The sequence below is a fragment of the Citrobacter sp. Cpo045 genome, assembly GCF_030332875.1.
Classification (GTDB): Bacteria; Pseudomonadota; Gammaproteobacteria; order Enterobacterales; family Enterobacteriaceae; genus Citrobacter; species Citrobacter portucalensis.
In genome coordinates this window covers 180,952-199,492 of sequence record NZ_JAOWGZ010000076.1, presented here as the reverse complement: position 1 = coordinate 199,492, position 18,541 = coordinate 180,952, and the positions used below count along the sequence as shown (strand labels likewise).

General features: G+C 52.5%; 8 protein-coding genes. 3 read left to right on the top strand and 5 right to left on the bottom strand.

What is annotated here, in order from left to right; translation table 11 throughout:
- Window positions 1-43: 43 nt before the first annotated feature.
- The 5 genes from OGY13_RS04625 to OGY13_RS04605 all read right to left on the bottom strand — a co-directional run bounded on the left by OGY13_RS04625 (window position 44) and on the right by OGY13_RS04605 (window position 6,284).
- The gene (locus OGY13_RS04625) at window positions 44-1,195 is read right to left on the bottom strand and encodes a Gfo/Idh/MocA family protein (protein ID WP_111465954.1); all 1,152 of its coding nucleotides are present in this window, start codon (window positions 1,193-1,195) and stop codon (window positions 44-46) included.
- Entirely contained in the window at window positions 1,192-2,220 is a 1,029-nt protein-coding gene (locus OGY13_RS04620) for a sugar phosphate isomerase/epimerase family protein (protein ID WP_213752850.1), read from the bottom strand. The genes OGY13_RS04625 and OGY13_RS04620 overlap by 4 nt, the downstream gene beginning before the upstream one ends.
- A 15-nt stretch (window positions 2,221-2,235) precedes the next feature.
- Window positions 2,236-3,477: an MFS transporter gene (locus OGY13_RS04615; protein ID WP_003835691.1), complete on the bottom strand. Its 1,242-nt coding sequence runs from the start codon at window positions 3,475-3,477 to the stop codon at window positions 2,236-2,238.
- Between the two features lie 180 nt (window positions 3,478-3,657).
- Window positions 3,658-5,052 carry a phenylalanine transporter gene (gene pheP / locus OGY13_RS04610; protein ID WP_008784036.1) on the bottom strand — a complete coding sequence of 465 codons (1,395 nt, stop codon included), beginning with the start codon at window positions 5,050-5,052 and terminating at the stop codon, window positions 3,658-3,660.
- Window positions 5,053-5,198: 146 nt separating this feature from the next.
- The gene (locus OGY13_RS04605; RefSeq protein ID WP_137377133.1) at window positions 5,199-6,284 is read right to left on the bottom strand and encodes a YncE family protein; all 1,086 of its coding nucleotides are present in this window, start codon (window positions 6,282-6,284) and stop codon (window positions 5,199-5,201) included.
- Between the two features lie 299 nt (window positions 6,285-6,583).
- Between OGY13_RS04605 and OGY13_RS04600 the strand changes: the two genes are divergently transcribed.
- The 3 genes from OGY13_RS04600 to OGY13_RS04590 all read left to right on the top strand — a co-directional run bounded on the left by OGY13_RS04600 (window position 6,584) and on the right by OGY13_RS04590 (window position 18,496).
- Entirely contained in the window at window positions 6,584-7,759 is a 1,176-nt protein-coding gene (locus OGY13_RS04600; RefSeq protein WP_008784034.1) for a coiled-coil domain-containing protein, read from the top strand.
- A 617-nt stretch (window positions 7,760-8,376) separates the two neighbouring features.
- Complete coding sequence (locus OGY13_RS04595) at window positions 8,377-8,955, top strand: helix-turn-helix transcriptional regulator (protein ID WP_008784033.1); 579 nt, start codon at window positions 8,377-8,379, stop codon at window positions 8,953-8,955.
- Between the two features lie 196 nt (window positions 8,956-9,151).
- Window positions 9,152-18,496, top strand: a complete 9,345-nt coding sequence (locus tag OGY13_RS04590; RefSeq protein ID WP_286637543.1) for an autotransporter outer membrane beta-barrel domain-containing protein — start codon at window positions 9,152-9,154, stop codon at window positions 18,494-18,496.
- Window positions 18,497-18,541 lie beyond the last annotated feature (45 nt).

Sequence of the window (18,541 nt, the reverse complement as noted above, 5' to 3'; positions counted from 1 at the left end):
TGAGGCTACCATAAAATCGCCGACTGGCGAACCGGATGCGTGTTTAGCGCTGTACTGATATCCAACGCTGCTGCTGATGGCTTTTTATAATTGCATCAATAATATACATCACATCCGCACCGTCAGAAAAAGACGCAAATCGACGCTCCGCCGTCGCGGGCATTTTGCCTGCCAACACCGCCTGATAAAACTGCTGCATCATATTCTTGAACGCATCCGGCCAGCCTTCAATATGCCCACCCGGAAAGTGCGCACTGGCAGCAACATCAGCATTCATCAATCCAGGGTCGTCCGTCAGGATCTGGTTCGCCTGCTGACGGTGCCCGACCCAAAGCTGTTGCGGCGTTTCCTGATCCCAGTGCAGTGAACAGTGGCTACCGTTAATTTCAAAGCTCAGGTGATTCTTGCGCCCGGCACTCACCTGCGAAACGCTAAAGCAGCCTTTGCTGCCATCATCAAAACGTACCAGCACCGACCCACGATCTTCCGTCGTAACCGCTTTATCCTCAAATTGCACATCAGCCGTTTGCTGGCCAAACGTAGCGTTACTGGCAATGCTGGCTTTACGTACCGGCCAGACGATAGCCAAATCGGCCATCACCTCGACAATACGTTTTCCAGTCACGAATTGCACCGTATCGCACCAGTGCGAACCGATATCCGCTACCGCCCGTGAATCGCCGCCCTGTGCGGCATCGACCCGCCAGTTGTAGTCAGTCTCCAGCAGCATCCAGTCCTGCAGATAGCTCCCCTGTACGGCAAACAGACTACCCACGCTGCCGCTTCTGACCATACTGGCCGCCTGCTGCACCATTGCAAACTGGCGATAGACAAAGCTCACGCCGTGCACCACTCCAGCCTGCTGTGCCAGCGTTTCCAGTTCACGAGCCTCATCCGGCGTCATACACAGCGGCTTTTCTGAAAACACGTGCATACCCGCGCGTAAAATCTGCCGATTGATGTCGGCATGCAGATGATTCGGTGTACAGTTATGCACTACCTGCAGTCCGGGATGCGCCAGCAGCGCTTCAACGCTGCCGTACGCATGAGGAATATGAAGAGCATCTGCGCGTTCCTGGGCAACCGCCAGCGAGCTATCACAGAGCGCCACCACGTTCACACCGCCGAGTCGACGCAACGCCTCAATATGTGCAGGCCCAATAAATCCGCTGCCAATAATGCCAACCTGTATCATTTGCGTACCTCATCGCCAGCGGCGAAATCATCAAATGCACGAGCAGAAACCGGAATAACATGGCGGCGTATAAAATCACTCCCCTCACGCGCCCCGGTTTGCGCGTCTTTCAGGCAACACTCCCATTCCAGCACCGCCCAGCCAGGGAAATCATATTGTGTGAGCTTGCTGAAGATCGTTTTGAAATCGACCTGCCCGTCCCCCAAAGAACGGAAGCGCCCGGCGCGATCGAGCCACGGCTGATAACCGCCATAGACACCGCTGCGGCTACTGGCGTGGTACTCAGCGTCCTTGACGTGGAACGCTTTAATACGCGAGTGATAGACATCGATAAACCCAAGATAATCCATCTGCTGCAATAACAGATGGCTCGGGTCATAGAGAATGTTGCAGCGAGGATGATTATCAACCAGCGCAAGAAAACGCTCGAACGTCACGCCATCGTGCAGATCTTCGCCTGGATGGATCTCAAAGCAAACATCCACCCCATGGTGATCAAAGCGATCGAGTATCGGTCTCCAGCGGCGCGCCAGCTCCAGAAAAGCCTCTTCAAAGCGCTGACGATTATGCGGTGGCCACGGATAAAAGAAAGGCCAGGCGAGCGAACCTGAAAACGTGGCATGTGCCGTCAGCCCCAGTCTTTGCGAAGCCGCAGCGGCCTGGTGTAAGGTTTCGATGGCCCACGCCTGTCTGGCCTGCGGATTAGCGCGTACAGACGGCGGAGCAAATCCGTCAAAAGCGTCATCGTAAGCCGGATGGACGGCAACCAGTTGACCTTCAAGATGGGTCGATAATTCGCTAATCACCACCCCATATCCGGCCAGCATCCCGCGAATATCATCACAATAGGCCTGACTTACAGCAGCTTGTTCGACATCAAACAGCGACTTGTGATTACACGGGATTTGTAATGCCTTATAGCCCAGCTCCGCCGCCCATTTTGCCATGCCTTCCAGGGTGTTAAATGGAGGATGCTCCCCGATAAATTGCGCCAGAAAAATGCCAGGCCCCTTGATGGTTTTCATAACCCCTCCTGAAAATTACGCCTGCTCTTTATCGTCATACTTGAAAGAGAAAAGGAAAATCACGGCAATCACTGCGGCAGCGACTGCCGGGATCCACCAGAATGTGGTCCACGCCTGAGGCACGGTTTGCCCCGCCACCAGCCGGTTGTACAGTGCGCCTGAAATTTGCGAACCCAGCAACATACCGATCCCATAGGTAAACATAACGATCATGCTTTGCGCCTGACCTTTTACTTTTTCCCCGGCGATACGATCGGTGTAAATAAAGCCGACCACGAAGAAAAAGTCGTAGCACACGCCGTGCAGCAGAATGCCGAGATACAGCAGGAATCGGCCCTCTTCGCTGATGCCGAGGGCAAAGAAGGCATAACGCACGAACCAGGCGCACATCCCGATTAACAGCATGTATTTCACGCCCAAACGTCTGAACAGGAACGGGATCACCAGCATGAAGAATATTTCAGACATCTGACCAAACGACATCGCCGTACTGACGTCGCCGACGCCCGCATCAGCAAGAAACGACGCGGTATACGCGTAATAGGTTCCCAACGGTACAGAGATAAGCGTCGCGCAGAGCGAGAAGACAAAAAAGTGACGGACCTTGAGTAAGGCAAAAGCATCCGCACAAAACAGATCACGAACTTTCACCGGCAGTCCTTTCGCCGGTGCTGGCGTGTTGGGCAGCGTCAGGCTGTAGAGCGCCAGAATCACAGAGATAATCGCCGCCAGCGTAAAGATGCCGGTGGTGTCCGAAATTCCGGTTACACCGATAAAGATCCCCGCGACAATCCAGCCAATGGTGCCAAACACCCGCACCACCGGGAAGGTTTTGTCCTTATCCGACAGACTATGAAAAGCAATATTGTTGGTAAGCGCCAGCGTAGGCATGTAGCACAACGTGTAGCCAAACAGCAGACCAATCAACAGTGCACCGTTTTGCGCCACCAATGCCTGCGGAACAAACCACAGGATTGCCGCGCCAGCAAGGTGCATCACCGCCATCACCTTTTGCGAGGCAAAAAAGCGGTCTACCAGCATCCCTAAGACGAATGGCGACAGAATAGAGGCAATGGGCCCGGCTGAAAACGCATCGCCAATCAACAGCGACATGTTGTGCTGGCTCATCACCAGCCCCAGCGTGACGGACCAACTTCCCCAGATAAAGAACTGTAAGAACATCATTAGCGACAGCCGGGGCACCAGCAGCCGGTACTGTACGCTCTGTTTTCCACTACTTTCGGTTGTTGACACCATTTTTTGCCCCACCCTTAAAAAGTAATCGATTACAAATTAGATTCAATAGAAAAGTAATCGATTACAAAATAAAGATCCTGTCAGCAGCAGCAAAATTGCGAGAACGGTCACGATAAACGTTGAGTGAGGATCCGATCCCACCCTGACGATGGGATCGGTAATAACAAGATCGGTAGAAACTTAGCGGGACTTACGACGCAGCAGTTTGAAGGCAACAAACAGGAACAGGATCCAGACTGGCAGCAGGATAGCTGACAGGCGCATCTCATCCATCGTACACATCAGCACCAGAATCATGCCAAGGAAAGCAATACACAGGTAGTTCCCTGCCGGATACAGCAGCGCTTTAAACTGCGTGTCACGTCCCTTACGACGCATCGCCGCCCGGAATCGCAGATGTGCCAGGCAGATCATAATCCAGTTCAGCAGCAGCGTCGCCACCACCAGCGCCATCAGCAGGCTAAAGGCCTTTTGCGGCAGCACATAGTTGATGAGTACCACCAGCGACGTAATAGCACCGGAAAGGATCAGTGAGTTCACCGGTACGCCGCGACGGCTGACGCGGGTTAAGAACTTCGGCGCGTTACCCTGAACCGAAAGACCAAACAGCATGCGGCTGTTAGAGTAGACGCCACTGTTATACACCGACAGCGAAGCCACCAGGATGACAAAGTTCAGCGCAGAAGCCACTACGTTGCTGTCGAGATTATGGAAAATCATTACGAACGGGCTGCTGTTGGATTTCACTTCCACCCACGGGTACAGCGCCAACAGCACCACCAGAGAACCGATATAAAACAGCAGAATACGGTACACCACCTGGTTTACCGCCTTTGGAATGCTTTTCTGCGGATCCTGCGCTTCCGCGGCAGTAATCCCGATAAGCTCCAGCCCACCAAAGGAGAACATAATCACTGCCAGCGACAGAATTAATCCGTTCCAGCCGGTAGCAAAAAAGCCGTTGTAACGCCACAGGTTATCGATGCTTGCATGTTCCCCGCCGTTACCGGAAAACAGCATCCACACGCCAAAACCAATCATGCCGATAATGGCCAGTACTTTAATCAGCGCAAACCAGAATTCCGTTTCGCCATACAGACGTACGTTGACCAGATTGACGGCGTTGATGATCACGAAGAATGCCGCGGCCCAAATCCAAGTTGGAACATCGGGCAACCAGTACTGCATGTAGATCCCTGCCGCTGTCAGTTCTGCCATGCCGACCAGCACAAACATCACCCAGTAGTTCCAGCCGGACAGAAAACCCGCGAACGGTCCCCAGTATTTATAGGCAAAATGGGCAAACGATCCGGAAACGGGTTCTTCGACCACCATTTCGCCCAGTTGACGCATAATCAAAAAAGCGATGATCCCGGCAACGCCGTAACCCAGTAACACCGCAGGTCCCGCCATCTGAATAGCCGGGCCAATGCCCAAAAACAGGCCGGTACCAATTGCGCCGCCCAGCGCAATTAACTGAATATGGCGGTTTTGCAACCCTCGTTGAAGCGTCGGCTCGTTCGTCGACGCGGCATCAGACACGCTGGTGTCAGATGCAGTTGACGCGTTTTTCACGCCCTTCCCCTGTGTGGTTTTTATTGAAGGGGCTTCTTTTAACATTTCAACCTGGTTGTCGCAAGGCGCAATCGATTGGATACGCCGGGCTTCCTTGCCCAACGCACCGAGGCTCGGGAGAAAAACAATAGAAAGAAGGCGAGTTGTTATTGTTTATTCAGGTCAATACGTACCACGTTATCTGGCGCAGACGTAGAGTGGTCTTTATTAAATTTCTGTTTCACGGTGACAAACAGGGTTTGCCCATCCGCCGAGAGCAGCAAGCTGTTAGGGTTTGGTGGTAAATCCCAGCTTTTCTTCACGCTGTAATCGGTCGCATTCAGGCTGAGCAATTTCCCTGAATCACGCTGGGTAATATAGATTTCGTTGCGTTTTGCGTTAAATTTCACCGCCAGCGAATCACCCACATCCAATTTTTTCAGCAGCTTACCAGTATGGATATCCAGCACCAGGGTAGTCTTCGCTTTCGAGTTGTCGGTGACAAACAGGCGACCCGTTTGTGCGTCCTCCGTCATATTCAGCAACAGCGCAGGTTGTTCTCCCAGCGGTTGCCAGCGTTTTTCTACGCGCTGATTACGCGGGTTGATAACAAGAATTTCACCGCCGCCGTTAGCTGCATAAATTCGCTGCGTCACTTCTGAATAATGCAGTCCGGTCATCCATTTACCCGTATTTTTAATGCGGGTTTTTAGCTTCAGGGTTTCAGCGTCAACCACCCAAATCACCGCCGGATCCGCCACGGCACCAATATAGAGCAAACCGTTATGCAGCAGCACCTGGCGCGCACCATACGGGAAACCTTCTGGGTTACGTTCCGGGAACAGTACGCGATTTTTCACTTTGCCGTCAGCGGTATTCAGCGCGCTCAGGCCACCATCCAGTGAGTTGGTGACATACACTGTTTTACCGTCCGGCGAGATAGCCATACCAAAGTTTTTCATATCGGTATGACTCAAGCCGAGCGTTTTAAGCGTTTTTGGATCCAGCTTGTAAACCACGCCGCCCTGCACATCTTTAAATCCTTCGGCGCTGGCAACGTACAACGCATCCCCTGCCGGGCTAAGCGCCATTTCATATAACCCATCCGCCAGCGCGCGTTGTTGCACATCACTGACGGCAGGTTGCGCTGTTTTTTCCGTAACGCTGGCGTTGCTGGCTGGCGTGGTATGCGCCGCACAACCGCTTAACGCCGCAGTAATCAGCAATGCCAGCGCGGATGTTGTTTTTTTCATTGTCGGGATCCTTACCAGAAGTAATACAGGGAGTTAATAACAAAAGAGAATGAGAACTATACGCATTATCTTTACTGAATCAAGAATAATTACCCGAGAGTAAAAAACATGAAACAGAGGTTTGAAGATGCAGACAGGTGCGCGCGACTTCCGGTTTTTCATAATTACAGTGAATTATTCTGGACGAAAAGGCATCGCAGGCCACAGAATGCGCTTTACTGTTTTTCTAACATTTTCAAACGGGTGAACCTGTTGTACTTCAGCCACTCGTTTTTTAGCCAGGCCAGGCAACGACTGTCATGAATAAGATCATCAAACGACTGGAAATCGTCAAAAGCGCTATTGAACTGGAAGATGAGGAGATTATTTTCCAGCAGGTGGCGCATCTTAAAAATGAGCCTTTGTCAGTCGTACCAGGCACCATTGTGCAGGCGATCGAAGAACGACGCTTTGGTGATGCCCTGCGTGAAATCTCGGCCTGGCTGCAATCTCAACGGGCAGTCTCTACGTGGCAGGATCCCGCCATTGCCGCCAGTAAGCTGGAACTCAAAGCACTCGAAACACAGTTGCGTGACCTGATCGATAAGCGTAACACGCGCATTCAAATCCTCGATGATTTCAACGATCTGTATCACCTTCGTCTTGGACCGCTGATGAGCCGCATTCTCGAACTGCGTAAACAGCTCGCCGCCAGTGCCCAGCGCAAACAGGAAGCGGAGCGAAAACGCCGGGAAAAAGACTATCAATCCTGTCAGCACTATATTTCCCAGGCTGTTGATCAACTGGCCAGGCTCAAGCAGCACTGGATGAACCAGAATTCAGATTCGCGCGAATCGGTGGAAACACGCCAACGTATTCAGCAGCAAACTGAACTGATTACCGCCCTGCTGGCTGAGATTCGTGAGCTGGAAAACGACTTTTCTCGCCAGGATGACAGCGCAACCCGTCAGGCACAGGAAGAGGCCAGCCATGAATATGATGAATATCAGGAGCAGCAGCAGGATGCACAGCATCGTTTTAGCCGTGACCAGCGGCTTTCCTCTGATGAACGTAATGAGTTAAAACGCCTGTGGCGTCAGGCAAGCCGTCTTTGCCACCCGGACGTGGTAGCCGATGATCTGAAAGAGAAAGCGCATCAGATGATGGTGCAGCTTAACCAGGCGCGCCAAAATGCCGATCTTGCCACCGTCCGGGCGCTACTGACTCAATTGCAAAGCGGCCTCGAACCGATGATGGCCAGTGACCGATTGAACGATTTGCAGCATTTACGCAGCAAAATACAGCAGCTCAGAGAACAAATTAACGCGCTGCTCAAAGAGATTACCGAACTGGAAGCCGAAAACGCCTGGCGGCTTGCCACCTCCGTGACTGATAAAGAAGCCTACTTCTCCGATCAACAACGGGCGCTTACGGAAATCCGCAATACGCTGGAACAGCAGGTACATCAGGTTGAACAGGAACTGTTGGCAGGCTAAGCCCTATCAGCAATAGCAATCAGAAAAAATAACCTCTTCAAGTGAGTTTTTAAAATTAAGCACAAAAAGCTAAAAATAGGATAATTCCCTAAAAACATCACAACTCTAAGAATTATCAACCTGGATACTCGAGTTTCAGGTCGATAACTGCAAATTTAGCGATATTTCTCTCTTCCCCTCGACGCCCCTTCTCTTTGTCCTGGTCTTGATTAAGAATTCTCCTACCAACCAGTAAGCCCATTAAGAAAAACGGGTATCCATCTGAAATATAATGTTTTTCATATAAATCCCCTCCAAAACAGATAGGAATACCCTGTCTTTATAGAAACCACTCAATCATTATTCATGCGATTCATAAGCGAAATCTATCAATCATTTACGCAGAGCTGAAATAAACGATTTATCTTAAATTTTAACAAAGTGTAATATCTACTTTAAGAATAGTTAATGATTCTAATAAATACAGAGAATATCTGTTTAATCTGGAATTAATAAGGATACGTTCACAGCACAGAACGTAATACGAGATTTAATTAACATTTCACGCGTCGCAAGAAACTCTTTTTTAACCTACAAAAAGAGGCGGCTGCTTGCACCAAAATTTCAAGGAGATCGTTATGTCAAAGGCTATTTTTTTGGGTGACTCAATTTACCCTTGGCTAGGCATGCGAGAAATCCTACGTGGCTCATCATTATATATTGATATCGCGTATTACTCCTCCCAGACGCTCTCTGCTGTCAAAATGCTTCCTTATGAAACGGATTGCATCATCATTAATCCTGACAAATCAGATTTTTTAAAATATGCCAGGATTATCCGCAACATGGCTTTACGACCTGTCACCAAAATTATTGTTTTGGCAGATGAAGCTACTTTTACTCTTTTTCAAACCGTTTGTGGGAAGAACATGCTGTTTCTTGATCAAGATGCCAGTCTTGATCGGCTACACCATGCCGTTACACGTATCACAAAAAACAATAACCAACAAAATATCAAAGCATTACACAACAAGATCACAGCAAACGAATTCAACGTAATGATGATGCTTGCACGAGGATGGTCACTGACACAAATCGCCGGGGCATCACAAAAAAGTGAAAAAACCATCGGGGCGTACAAAAGCAATATTGCCAGAAAACTCGGCAAAAATAACACCCGGCTCAAGTACACCATTTCTCACTATAGCCAGCCGTAACTGACTTATTTAAGGACAATTATCACGGTTATTATTTAAAAAAGTTTTCTTTCGACTCGCTTTTTAATTCCGCATCGCACGGAAGGAAACCCTATTCCCAAAAATCTATTACCGGGTAGCACATCCGCGTGCCAACCATAGCCAACAACTCAATGTATTAACACATGCATAACAGGAATGTAGACGAGGGTTATATATGAACAAAGTTTACAGCATTATTTGGAACGCGGCGCTCGGTATCTGGGTGGTCGTTTCTGAATTAACCAAAGGAAAGAAAAAAAGCAGCTCGCGTAAAACGGTTGCGGTATTAGCAGCGGGTGCATTAAGCGCTGCTTCAATGCAGGTTTCCGCTGATCCGATTATCGATATCGGTGATCACAATATTTTCACCGACTACCAGGCAGGTATTTCCGTTGGGGATTATGCGGGTATCCACGACTACGGATTCTTATATAAAGATATCACTGCTGGTCAGGCGCTCAATATCAGCGGTGCGATCCCAACGATCAGTCCGGGTCAAAGTGGCGTTGTTGAATCAACGACCATCAGAGAGCTGCTGCAAACCGGCAAAATCACTCTTAAGGCCACCAGCCCTGACCAGAGCGTAAAAACGATTACTAATGCTGAAGAGCTGGCGGAATACCTGACGTACAACCGGTCGTCGACGCCTTCACAGAGCACAGAATTTGATATTAACGACCCGGCGTTCCCTGGCGAACCTACAACTATTAAAGTATTTGACACCAATGAGTTAAGTAATTTTCTTACTGAATCCCAGATTGGCGATTCGGTATTAAACACCTGCGATCCAACATTGTCTAAAATCTATAAACAATTTGGCATCGCGCTGGCGACAAATGGCTCCATAGCCAATCTGGATATTGGCAACGACACGCTCAATGTCCGTGACAAAGCCAATACTATCGAGTTGCTGGCTAAAGACTCCTCCTTGCTGGAGGCTCAGGACGCAGGTAGCCAGGTTAACTGGCAATCCGATAACTATATAAAATTTAACGCCGCCCCAGTTATCCCTGAAAAAACGTTCGCCGGTTCAGCGCAAACCTCCGTGTTTGGCGATGATGTAACACTCATGTCCTACGGCTATGATGCAGACGGTAAAGTAGTCGAAACGGGTACGCGCACATTTAACATTACCAGCACGCAGGAGCTGGCCGATTTTAACGACTGGCTGTTGGGTAAAAGCAGCGACGCAGCAGAAAACCCTGAAGGGCAAAAGGTCAGTCAACTGCAGTTGTGGCTGGATGTTGAAAACGGTGATATCACAACCGTCACCGCCGCGCAGACAAAATACGCGGAGCTGATTGATGGCTTGATCAACTCCAGCAAGTCTTCAGACGTGCTTACCTGGGATTACGACGTCTGGACCGACGGCTTGTCGCATAGCAATAACGCGACCGCTGGCCGCGGTGAGCTGCATGCTATTTACGCCAACGGTGCAGGCACCTCCGGCACCCTGAACAAAGATGCGATTATTGCCGTTGACGGCAGTATTAACGGTGTCATGAAATCCCTTAGTGGCGGGGTTATCACTAACCTTGGCGAGCTGAACGCATTACGCACGTCTACCGGGCAGAGTCTGGCGATTGGCATGCTGGCAAAAGACGCAACGGCAACCAACAACGGGATCATCAACTCCGGGCTGTTTATCGACAAAGACGGCAATCAAAACGTCAACAGCTATGGCGCATTTGGCATGCAGGGGCAAGGCGCCAGCCAGATAGCAAACAACGGCACCATTAACCAGGCGATCACCACCGATAACTTTGGTACCGCGTCGGCAGCAGATCCCTGGAGTAAGGATGAGCCAGATTCTTCGCTGACGCTGGCTATTGGCATGCAACTGTCTGACGAATCGCAAGGCGTCAACAACGGCGATATCAACGTCGTGGACGGGCGCAAAAACGGTGCATCCTTTGCCAAAGGCACCGCTTATGGCGTAGAAGTTGCCGGGAATGCCACTTTCACTAACGCTCAGGATGCCTCAATTTATCTTGGTCGCGACGCAAGCGATCCGTCTAAAGATGTCACGATGGCTGGCGGCTCTAGTCTGAGCGCCGGGATCATGACCAAGAGTGCCAAAGAGGTGATTAACAACGGTCTGATCACGCTGGGAACCGGCATACGCAACGCCGCGGGGATTCTGGTCGGGAATGCCACGGGCAACGTCCTCAATACCGGCAATATCGTGATCAATGGAGGTTCTGGCGGGGGCAGCAGTAAGAACTACGGCATCTCCGTACGCGACAGCGGCGCGGAAAATAATCAGGAAATCCGCAACGACGGCAAGATTAACGTAAATGGCACCAACAACGTGGGGATCCACGTTAGCGCCAATAACAAAAATGCCGAAGTCACCACCAGCGCTTCAGGCTCTATCGTGGTGGACGGTGAAGGCGGTGTCGGTAACCGTAACTACGCTATCTGGGCAGAAGGCGGCGCTAACGGCCAGGCTGTGGTCAACGTCTACTCCAACATTACGCTGGATAAAGCCGGTAACATCGGTGTGCATGTACGTGATAACGCCATCGCTAACGTTGACAGTCTGAGTAGCCCGACATTTAACAGCACCGATCAGATTGGTTATTACCTGTTTGGTAAAGGCGCTACCGCCAACATTGGTCAGGCGGTGATGAATGACAATGGTCAGGATCGCACCACCATTTTCCGTATCGCCAATGGCGCATTGCTGGCCGGGAATACCACGCCGCCGAATGGTCAGGCTGGCTCCAACCTTGATCTTACCCTCAGCGGTAAGAATTCCGTGGGCGTTCTCGCCACCGGCGCTGGCAGTAGCGTAGATACCGGTGAAGCTACGTTTACCGTTAAGGGTAGCGACTCAGCGGCGCTGGTTATCGAAGGCGGCGCGAAAGGAACTATCAGCGATAAAACGACCATCAATTTAACCGGCGAAAGAACCGTTGCCGGGGTTGTGGATGGTCAGGCTCACCAGTTGAATGGTGACACGCAGGGTAATCCTACTAGCACCACCCTCACCTCCAACGCGAAGATTACCTCTGAAGCTAGCGGCAATGAGGTTATCGCCTATGTGGCGAGGAATCAGGGCAACCTGATCCTGGATACCAACTCGATTATTGATCTGGCCAGCGTCGACAGCATCGGTGTTGATGTTCAACAAGGCGGGAGCTTAACCAATAACTCTTCCAGCGCTCTGCATGTCAGCAACGGCATCGGTGTTAGAGCTTCAGGTGCCAGCGCACAAATCAATACACTGGGCAAAGTTCAGGTTGATAATGGTACTGCCGGGGTTCTGCTCACCCAAGGAGCCAGCCTGCTAATTAACGGTATTTCTGGCGACAGTATTACTACCGATGGCACCGCTGACGGTATTCGTCTGGCCGAAGGCGCTGGCGCTCTGTCCGCGCAAAATGTGGAGATCAGTGCAAAGGGTGACGGTGCTGGCATTCAAAACGATGCTAACAATAACAATATCCTGTTACGAAACGTCACCATAAACTCCAACGATGGCGCAGGCATCCGCACCAGCGTGGCGTTGACCATGACCGATAAAGACAGCGCTGGAAATATCCTCAACGTCAACGGGAAAGGTACCGGCTTTGCCTTTGAAAAACGCGATGGCAGCTCGGTATCGGGCGATCTGACCATCGGCAAAGGCTACACCATTGAGGTGCTGAACAGCGAAGGCAGCGGTATCCGCGCTAATACCAACGGTAATGTCACCACCAATGCCGACATTAACGTGCATAACGACGCAGGCGGTTCGGCGATCATCGCGAAAAACGTCAGCGCCTTGACCAACAGCGGCAAGATTATCTCTGCCAGCACCACCTCACCGGTTATTGACGCCAGCGGCGACAGCAGTAAAACCATTACCAACACGGGAACCCTGCAGGCCATCAACGACACGGCCGTGGCCATTCAGTCCGGCAAAGGCAATGACACCATTGATATCAGCGGCGGTGTAACCAGCGGCGTAATCAATACCGGCGAAGGTGCGGACATCTTTAACTGGCGTAGTGGCTCCTATGCGGGTGAAGTGAATTTCGCCGGTACTGGCGGTAACAATAAAGCCAACATCGGCAATGTGACGCTGGATAAAACACGCCACATCACTACTGAAGCAGGTAGCGGCAACGCCCTCACCTTCACCGATACAAAAGGTGCGAAGATTGGTACGCTGGCTAGCGACAACCTGACCACTGGCACCAACATCGGCACCGGCTGGGATTCGCTGACCATCAGCGGCTCAAACGCAGATGTCCGGGTCGTAGAAAACCTGACGCTGGCAAGCAAAACCATTGCCGTAAACAATGGCGCAACCCTGAGCACCGGCGACCACGTCGAGCCGACCAGTACTGCCGCAAGCATTGGCGATTACAATGTTACGACCCAGGGCACAGGCAGCCGGGTTATCTTCGATACCCAGGGTGATGCTTCAGCGGCGCAAATTTATCGCGGTATCATCAGCGGTGACGGGAAGTTCGAACGTGCGGCGGGCGGTACCACGATCTTCACCGCTAACAATACCTACACCGGCTCTACCACTATCGCTCAAACCGGTACGCTGCAGTTGGGTGACGGCGGAAATACAGGCGAAGTCAGCGCCGTGTCAGACATTATCGACAACGGCATATTGGCGATTAATCGCGCCAACACCGTGCTGCTCAACGGCGTGATCTCCGGTATTGGCGCGCTGCAGCAAATCGGCGGCGGCATTACCCGTCTGAACGGCAATAACACCTATACCGGCGACACCACCGTTACCAACGGCACGCTGCTGGTGAATGGCGATCAAAGCGCGGCGCGCGGTGCCACCACCGTTAGCGGCACGTCCACACTTGGCGGTAATGGCACTATCGGCGGCAACGTGCTGATGAACGATGCCACGACCCTCAGCGCCGGTGACGGTGGTGCGGGTACGTTATCCATTAACGGTAATCTGCAGCTTGGTAGCAAAACGACTTCCGCTTTCGAACTGGGTCAGGCCTATACGCCAGGCGGCGCGCTAAACGATCTGATTAACGTCGCGGGCGATCTGCAACTGGACGGGACTCTGGATGTCACCACTTCACAGGGCGGTAACTTCGGACCGGGCGTGTACCGTATCTATAACTACGGCGGCACGCTGGATAACCAGACGCTGGAATTAGGCGCAATACCGGACAGTCAGGATAAGAGCAATATTTTTGTCCAGACCTCCATCGACAAACAGGTCAACCTGGTGAACGCCAACGGCGTTACCCTGCAGTTCTGGGACGGCGCAACCGTCAATCAGAGCCACGGCGCGTCGGGTATTGAAGGCGACAGCAAAATTGACGGTGGCGATGGCAAATGGATGGCAATCGGCAGCCAGGGTGATAACAACTGGACCACCGCAACCGGTGAAGGTAACGCCCCTTGGGCACAGAAGTCCTTCGCCGTCTTCACCACCAAAGGCGGTACAGTTACCGTGGACAACGCCGCGGGAGAAGTTAACTTCTCCGGAGCACAGTTTGATGCCGATGGCTATGTCGTTAAAGGCGATGCGCTTAACGCGTATGCCACCACTGAAAACGCGACCCACGCAGGCCAGACGCCGGGAACAGGCGAACTGCTGCTGCGCGTTGGCGCCGGTGGCGCGGGACAAAACTATACCGCGACCATTGAGTCTGTTATCCGCGAAGCCAGTACTGCTGACAAGCTGACGCTGGTGAAAACCGACCTTGGCCGTCTGATCCTCAGCGGCGATAACGAGTATCGCGGCGGCACGCGCATTGATGGCGGCACGTTGCAGATCTCCTCCGACAGCAATCTCGGCCAGAGCGGAACTGACCTGGCAATCAATAACGGTTCAACGCTGCAACTGGGCGCGGACCTGACCAGCAATCGCACCATCGAGCTGGGAGCGAATGAGAACGCAGCGGTGTTCGATCTCAATTCGCGCCACTTCACGCCAACCGGTGAGATTACTGGCGACGGTAAACTGAAAGTCACCAGCAGCTCTAGCGATGCGGGCAGCACCTTGTCGCTCGACCGCGCAAACAGCTACAAAGGCGACACAGAAATTGCCGGTACCGGAAACACCAACAATGTGACGGTCAACGTCAGCAAAACCGGAGCCTTTGGCAGTAACGAAAGCAGCACCGTGAATGTCAATAAGGGCGCGATGCTCAATGTCAGCGGGACAGATACCAGCCTGAAATCCCTGACCATGAACATCGCCGACAGCCTGTTAACGCTGGCAGATAACGTCACCGCAGCGAGCGCAATGCTGAACCTGACGGGCACGGCGAAAGCGGTGTTAACCAACAACGCCACCGCGGGCAACGCGACGGTTAACGTGTCAAAAGACAGTACTCTGGCGCTGGAAGAAGACGCCAGCGGCGGCAATGCCACCGTGAACAACAGCGGACTGATGACCTTCGCTGACCAGGCGATGGCAGAAAATACCGTCGTTAAAAACCTGGCGGGCGGTAAGGTCGATATCAGCGCAGTCGACAGCGCAACATCGATCGGCTCGTTGTCCGGCGCAGGTAATGTCGAATTGGGCAATAAAGAGCTGTCACTGGGTAATCTGCATCTTGATGACACCATCAGCGGCATTATCAGCGGCAACGACGGTAGCCTGGTGAAAATCGGTGACGGTACGTTAACGCTGACCGGCGACAATACTTACACCGGCACCACGGACGTCAATGAAGGCGTGCTGCTGGTCAACGGTAATCAGTCTGCGGCTACCGGCCAGGTGACGGTGAAATCCGGGGCAACGCTTGGCGGAAACGGAATTATTGGCGGCGCGGTTGATGTGCTGGACGACGCTCATATTACCGCAGGTGCGGCCATCAACAGCGTGGGTAAACTGACTACCGGTTCGCTGACGCTCAGTGATAACGCACAGCTGGATTATCAGTTTGGTCAGGCTTACACCCCGGGCGGTGCTTTCAACGACTTGATTGATGTAAATGGCGATCTGACGCTCGATGGTAAGCTCAACATTGAAACCTCACCGGGCGGCAGCTTTGATGTCGGCGTCTATCGCGTCATCAACTACACCGGCACATTGACCAACAATGTGATGGATATTGCTAACGCGCCGGAAGCGGCTGACAGCCTGTACGTGCAGACATCGGTGAAAAATCAGGTCAACCTGGTCAACCACGCAGGACTAACGCTGCGCTTCTGGGACGGCACCGGCGGTGAGAATGGCGAGCTGAAAAACAACGGCGTCATCAACGGCGGCGACGGTATCTGGCAATCCAGCCAGGGTAACGACAACTGGACTACCGATGAATCAACGCCGGAAGGCGCGCTGAACGCACCGTTTACCGATGCCGCGTTTGCCGTCTTCCAGGGTGAAGCAGGCAACGTGACCGTCGATAACAGCAAAGGCGACGTCATCATCAGCGGCGCGCAGTTCGCCACCGATGGTTATCGCGTGGGTGGCGAAGCCATTACCACCGATACGGCCAACACCCTGATTCGCGTTGGCGATGGCACAGTAGACGGCGCCAACTACACCGCGACTATCGACAGCGTTATCCGCGGTACCGGCGGCCTGAATAAAGGCGATCTCGGTACCCTCATCCTCACGGGCGACAACACCTACAGCGGCGGAACGACCATCACCTCCGGGACGCTGCAGGTAGCGGGCGATACCAACCTGGGTGCGGCAGATACGGGAATTACCTTTAATGGCGGTACGCTGAAGTATGGCGAAGCGTTTGATACTGCCCGTCAGGTGACGCTGGAATCCGGCGGCGGGACATTCGACACCAACGGACATGACGTTTCTCTGCTGACTGAAGTCGAAGGTAACGGTCAACTGACCAAAACCGGTAAAGGCTCCCTCACCCTGACGCTGGATAACACCTACACCGGTGGCACCACCATCGAACAAGGCGTTTTACAGCTGGGTAACGGCGGTGATATCGGCAGCATTCAGGGGGATGTCGTTGATAACGGCGTACTCAACGTCAATCGTGGCGATACCCTGGCGCTGACCGGCAATATCAGTGGTAAAGGCCAGTTGCATCAGACCGGTAGCGGCATTACCGAGCTGCAAGGCGAAAACAGCTACAGCGGCGCGACGTTGATCGCCAACGGCGTGTTGCAAGCGGGTAATGCCAACACCCTGAGTAGCGCATCGCACCACTATGTGGTCGCAGACACCACGTTGAACACTCAGGGTTACAACCAAACGGTAGCGGGCCTGAGCAACGGTGGCGATGTCTCGCTCATCGGTCAGCAGACTGGCACAACCTTAACCGTCAAAGGGGATTACACCGGCGAAAAAGGGACTATCAACATGGCGGCTATCCAGAATGGTAGCGGCTCAGGCATTGCCGACCGTCTGATTATCGATGGCGGTAAAGCCAGCGGTAGCACGCTGCTGGATGTCGATGGTTCTGGTCTCGGCGCGCCGACCATTGGGGATGGTATCGAAGTGGTGACAGCGCTCAATGGCGCAACCACCACCGCACAAACGTCGCGGGATGCCTTCCATCTTGCCGCCGATCGTATGGCTGCAGGTGCGTTTGAGTACCAACTGCATGCGGGTAATGCTCAGGGCCAGGGTGAAAACTGGTATCTGAGAAGTGAATACCGTCCAGAAACCATGCTGTATTCTGGCCTCGCCAGCGTCGTACGTCAGGGTGATCTTAGCCTGTTGGGTAACATGCACCAACGTATGGGTGACGAGGTTAAACCGGGCATTGATGAAGACAATCGCGCCTGGGCAAGAATGATTGGCTACTCCGGTAAAACCAAACTGGATGATGCGGCCGGTACGCAAACCAGCTCCCATACCATGGGCATTCAGGTCGGCGTTGATATGTATGCTAACGAAAGCTGGAAAGCCGGGATGTATACCAGCATCCTTGATATCGACAGCAACGTGAAAGGCACGAAGACAGGCAGCGATGGCAAAGGCGGTAACATCGACGACAACGCATTTTACGTCGGCGGATATGCTACCTGGTTCTCGGGTGACGGTATGTATGTTGATAACGTCCTGCAGTACGGTAACCATAAATCCCGCCTGGAGGCGACCGGTAACAACGGCTCGTATACGGTCAGAGGCAACACGCTGACGGCGTCGACAGAGGTAGGTAAATCGTTCCGTTTAGGTGCCAGCGCATGGAGTCTGGAACCTCAGGCTCAGTTGATCTACCAGTACAGCGACTTTGATAACAGCACGCTGGATGGTGTGACCCCAACGAAAGTGAAAATGGATACTGCGGATTCCTTTACCGCGCGTCTGGGCGTGCGTCTGGTCGCTGACTATGACACCAACCATGGCAAATTCCAGCCGTACGGCAGGGTAAACGTCTGGCAGGGTCTGGGTTCAAAAGACAAAACGCACTTTACCAATGCGGTAGCCACCACCACGCTGGAATCTTCACAGCAGTACTCCAGCACTGAAGTTGCAGCCGGCCTGTCATGGTCCATCGACAGAAACCTGCAGGTCTACGGTGAGCTGGGTACGCAATTCAGCAACGGCGGCAGTAAGTCGCAGGTAGAAGCGCCGGTCAATGCCTCTATCGGCTTTAAGAAATCGTTCTAAGCTGACATAAACTCACCAGCCCCCTGTTCTGCAGGGGGCTTTTTT